The sequence below is a fragment of the Terriglobus sp. YAF25 genome, assembly GCF_052113305.1.
GTDB lineage: Bacteria > Acidobacteriota > Terriglobia > Terriglobales > Acidobacteriaceae > Terriglobus.
Map to the genome: position 1 here is coordinate 1 of NZ_JBFRCY010000457.1, position 3,780 is coordinate 3,780.

At 55.8% G+C, this 3,780-nt stretch carries 4 protein-coding genes; 3 read left to right on the forward strand and 1 reads right to left on the reverse strand.

What is annotated here, in order from left to right; genetic code table 11:
• From AB4043_RS17870 to AB4043_RS17880, 3 genes are all read left to right on the forward strand, one after another.
• Window positions 1–274, forward strand: a 274-nt coding sequence (locus AB4043_RS17870; RefSeq protein ID WP_442307680.1) for a hypothetical protein, incomplete at its 5' end; no start/stop codon positions are given.
• 10 nt (window positions 275–284) lie between these two features.
• A complete protein-coding gene (locus AB4043_RS17875) occupies window positions 285–1,070 on the forward strand; it encodes a hypothetical protein (RefSeq protein WP_442303022.1) in 786 nt (261 codons plus the stop codon).
• Between the two features lie 116 nt (window positions 1,071–1,186).
• Window positions 1,187–2,833 carry a hypothetical protein gene (locus AB4043_RS17880; RefSeq protein ID WP_442303023.1) on the forward strand — a complete coding sequence of 549 codons (1,647 nt, stop codon included), beginning with the start codon at window positions 1,187–1,189 and terminating at the stop codon, window positions 2,831–2,833.
• 50 nt (window positions 2,834–2,883) lie between these two features.
• Here AB4043_RS17880 and AB4043_RS17885 read toward each other — a convergent pair whose 3' ends face one another.
• Window positions 2,884–3,651: a hypothetical protein gene (locus AB4043_RS17885; protein WP_442303024.1), complete on the reverse strand. Its 768-nt coding sequence runs from the start codon at window positions 3,649–3,651 to the stop codon at window positions 2,884–2,886.
• Between the last annotated feature and the right edge of the window lie 129 nt (window positions 3,652–3,780).

The window sequence follows — 3,780 nt, forward strand, 5'->3', positions numbered from 1 at the left end:
CAGCGAGATCATGGGAGGCGCGAACCTCGGTGCGAATGCAACCAACCAGGTGAGCAACGCCGGTCTGAGTACCGGTATGCAGCAGGCGCAGAACACCTTCAACGCCTTGACCGGAGCCGGCAATGCGCAGGCCCAGGGTCTCTATGGAATGACCAGCGGTCTGGGAGAAGGAGCACAGGGCACGCTCGCGCAGTATTACAGCCAGACCGACCGATACAAGAACGATCTGGCTCGCAACGGACGAACCTATGGTCAAAACCGCATTTACGTCTAAGGAGCCATGAATGGGAGCTTACGTACCGATTCAACAAAGCCGCGAACCGGGATGGTTCGAGACACTCGGCCAGGCATACCAGAACCGCGCCCAGCAGCAGCTTATGCAGGCCCGCGGGCAGGAAATGCAGCAGCGCGATCTGGATCTTCGGCAGCAGCAACAGGACTTCCACGATAACCAGGAGATCCGTCGCGCCCTTCGTCCTCAGATGAATGCAGAAGGCAAGCCGCAGCCCTCCGAAGCTGCCGGCCGGATTGCAAATCTACGAGGGCTCGGAACACCGGCAGCCAGGAAACAGGCTGACGCGATGGAGCAGGCCGAGTTCGGGCGGCAGCAGCAACAGTACCTGCTCCAGCAGCAACAGCAGAGGATCCACGACCACGACATCGAGGAGGTCTCCTCGCTCGCTGCCTCAGCCATGCACGCTCCTAAAGGTATGGAGCAGACCGCATGGACCGCCTTCGTGAAAAAAGCCCGCGAAAAGGGTTTCGATCTTGAGAATCATCTCAGCGACCTCTACTCTCCCGAGGCGGCACAATACTACGGCAACCTCGGATCCTCCGCCTTGGAGCAGATACGGCAACAACGGGAACAGGATCAAGCCTCCGAAAACACTCGTCATCACAAGTGGCTCGAACAAAATCAGGCGAATCAGCTGGCCGAAATGCAGCGTTACCACAATGGGATGCTCGCTACCCGTCGCGGCTCTAGCCGTGCACCGGCGCCTCAAGCACCGTCCACGCCACAACCCGGCATCAACCTCGGCGACTATCTTCCCGACAGGCGTTGGCAGTAGAGCATTCCTTCCGCCCACAGGAGTTTGATTCTCATGCCGAAGATCCCGGCCATCCCTGATCGGTAGCTGCCAATCGCTTACCTAACAAACGCACAACAAGATGGAGCATCTGACGCATGGCAAATACCGACATCGCATCGCTATTGAACAATCCACAACGAGAAGGCACGTATCGGATGCTCACTCCGGGCACAAAGGGAAACTACATCATGGTTCCCTACGGCAACGTCCCCTCATTGCAGCAACGAGGCTTCGTTTTAGATGACGGAGAGATCCATCGCTACCAAGGGGACTTTGAAGCAGCCCATGCCTCTCATCCTTTGCACACGGGCGGTCAGATCGCACTGGACGTTGTGAAAGGAATCGGAAAGGGCGCACTCACTGGTGTCTCGGTCGGTGACCGATGGGCACGGGAACACCTTCCACCCTTCTTCACCAATTCAAACCTCGGCTTCGGTCATCCAGCGGATCTCGACAAGCTCGACGAGATGAAGACCGCACACAATACCGCGCAGCGCGTCGGCAAAGGCATCGAACAGACTGCAGAGTTCCTCATCCCCGCAGGCGGAGAAGCCGCGCTGGCAGGTGAAGTCGCCAGGCTTATTCCCAGGGCAGCTCCAATCGCCGGCATCGCCGCCTCAGCTCTTGGCTCGGGCCTCGTCAATAAATATCAGGGACAATCTTTTGGAGAGGGCGCACTCTGGGGCGCAGGCGGCCATATTGCCTCAGATGCGATTAAGAAAGCCGCGCCTTATCTGGCGGCAAAGGCTATCGGTTCAAAACTCTTCGAGAGCGCTCGTGATAAAGCAGCCAACGCGAAAGATATCGGTGAAGCAATCCTGAAAGAGACAACCGGTATCGACCCAGGTAAGGTTGTGGACCAAGCCAAAGCACTGCTGACCCACTACCAGGGCGCGCTCGACAGCGCCGCAAAGGATTCGCCGGCGTTCATTGACCTGGATGCAGTCAGAGGCAGGCTGAAGCCTTTTTTCGCTCAGGCCGTCCCTGGAAATCAAGCGAGCGAGCTTAATGATCTGAATACCATCCGCGAACAGCTTTCCTCATATCATGGGTCCGGAGCTCCCATTCCCAACAAGATTCCGGCAAGCGAAGCGTTAGGTTTCAAAGACGGTCTTGATGGCCTATCCCGACAATGGGGAGACGGGAAAGAAGTACAACACCATGCACTCAAGGCAGTTCAGGACGAGCTTCATAACAGGCTCGTGGCTGCACTACCTGGATTCGATGCGATACAACAGCGAATCTCGGCACTGCGGTCTATAGCAGAGGCACCGGGAATCGATAGTCCCTCTAACAACATCAAGAAGCAGTTTGCCGATAACCTGCTTGATCTTGTCAAAAGCGGCGTTGGCTACGTTGGTGGTTCACAACTTGCCGATGCACTCCATGCGGGTCCCCTATCTCACCTTGCCGCCGGTGCTGCCGGCGCAATTCTCCCAAAACTTATTCCGGAATCTCATGTCCTGCTGCCTGCCGCCCGCACCGCCGCCAGCTCCTCACTGCCGGTTGCTATGCGCGCAGCTGCGGGCGCCACACTCGCCACAGTCCGGGGACCTCAGCGATGGATGGACAATGGAGCGCGAAATCTCTCCCTCTCTGGAGTCGATGACGATACCATCAGCAAACTGCGATCGACGGACAAAGGTCAACAAACGCTGAAGGACGCAGGCGATGTTTCATTTGGCTCCCGGCGGCTTGCATCGATCGTCAATGGCCTGCTACAGGGGAAACAGCAGAAATAAGCTGTGCGAATTCCGTTGGTTACTAGTGTCGTGTCTCAGAAGTTCTTGTCTTAAGTGGAAACAAACTGAATCGCCACAGTGAAGCACTCGTTCGAATAGGTGGAGTACCAGTGGGCGCTCTTTCGCAGCCCGCTCGCTTCAGCAACGCGATCTGCACGCTCCACACGCTTTTCCCAGAAGAAGCTTCCCCGATCGCCATAATATGGCGCGAACACCGCGTCCGGTATGGTCGCGAGGATAAGATTCGTCTCCCAATCCCCATCCTCGACAGCAATCACAAACTTCTTGATTCCTTCACCATCTTTGTTTGCCTGCCACCATGGGGTTGGAACACTGATTCCTACAACATATCTCGTAGAAGCCGAACGGATAAAGAAGCCAGGATGCCATGCACCGAACTCCTTACGGGAAGGAATCATATCGAGACGCTTTCGGAAGCTGAAGCCTGAGGAATAAATACCCTCTTGAGTCCAATGGACGAGAGTCCTTCGGTTGCGATCACAGAGGCCAACGACAATCGCCTTGACCCCCTTTTCGACCATCTGCTGCAGGGGCTCCAGTCGATTGATTCCTATGGCTTGCCCGTTATACGCCCGAAACTCATCCTCTGTGATAATTCCGATCCCGGTTAAAACGTAGAAGAACTCGATGCGGAAACTCACTGCAAACGGCTCAAACCGGTTGCGTCCCACAGACTCGTAGTACCAACAACCGCCGAACATGCCGGCAATCACCGGCACCCACGCCGCGTGAGGAAAGTCATGTGCAAGATAGATCGTTACCAAAATGCTAAGGACGAGAAGAAAAAGCGAACGCATACGGTGGGCAGTGTATCACTTCGGAGTATTTCCGACCGCTTCTCTTCTTGCCAGGAGTGTGTCATCAAACTCCTAGACCATCACACATAACATTCGCTCCTTAGAGGTTGCCAACATGCAGGCTTACGA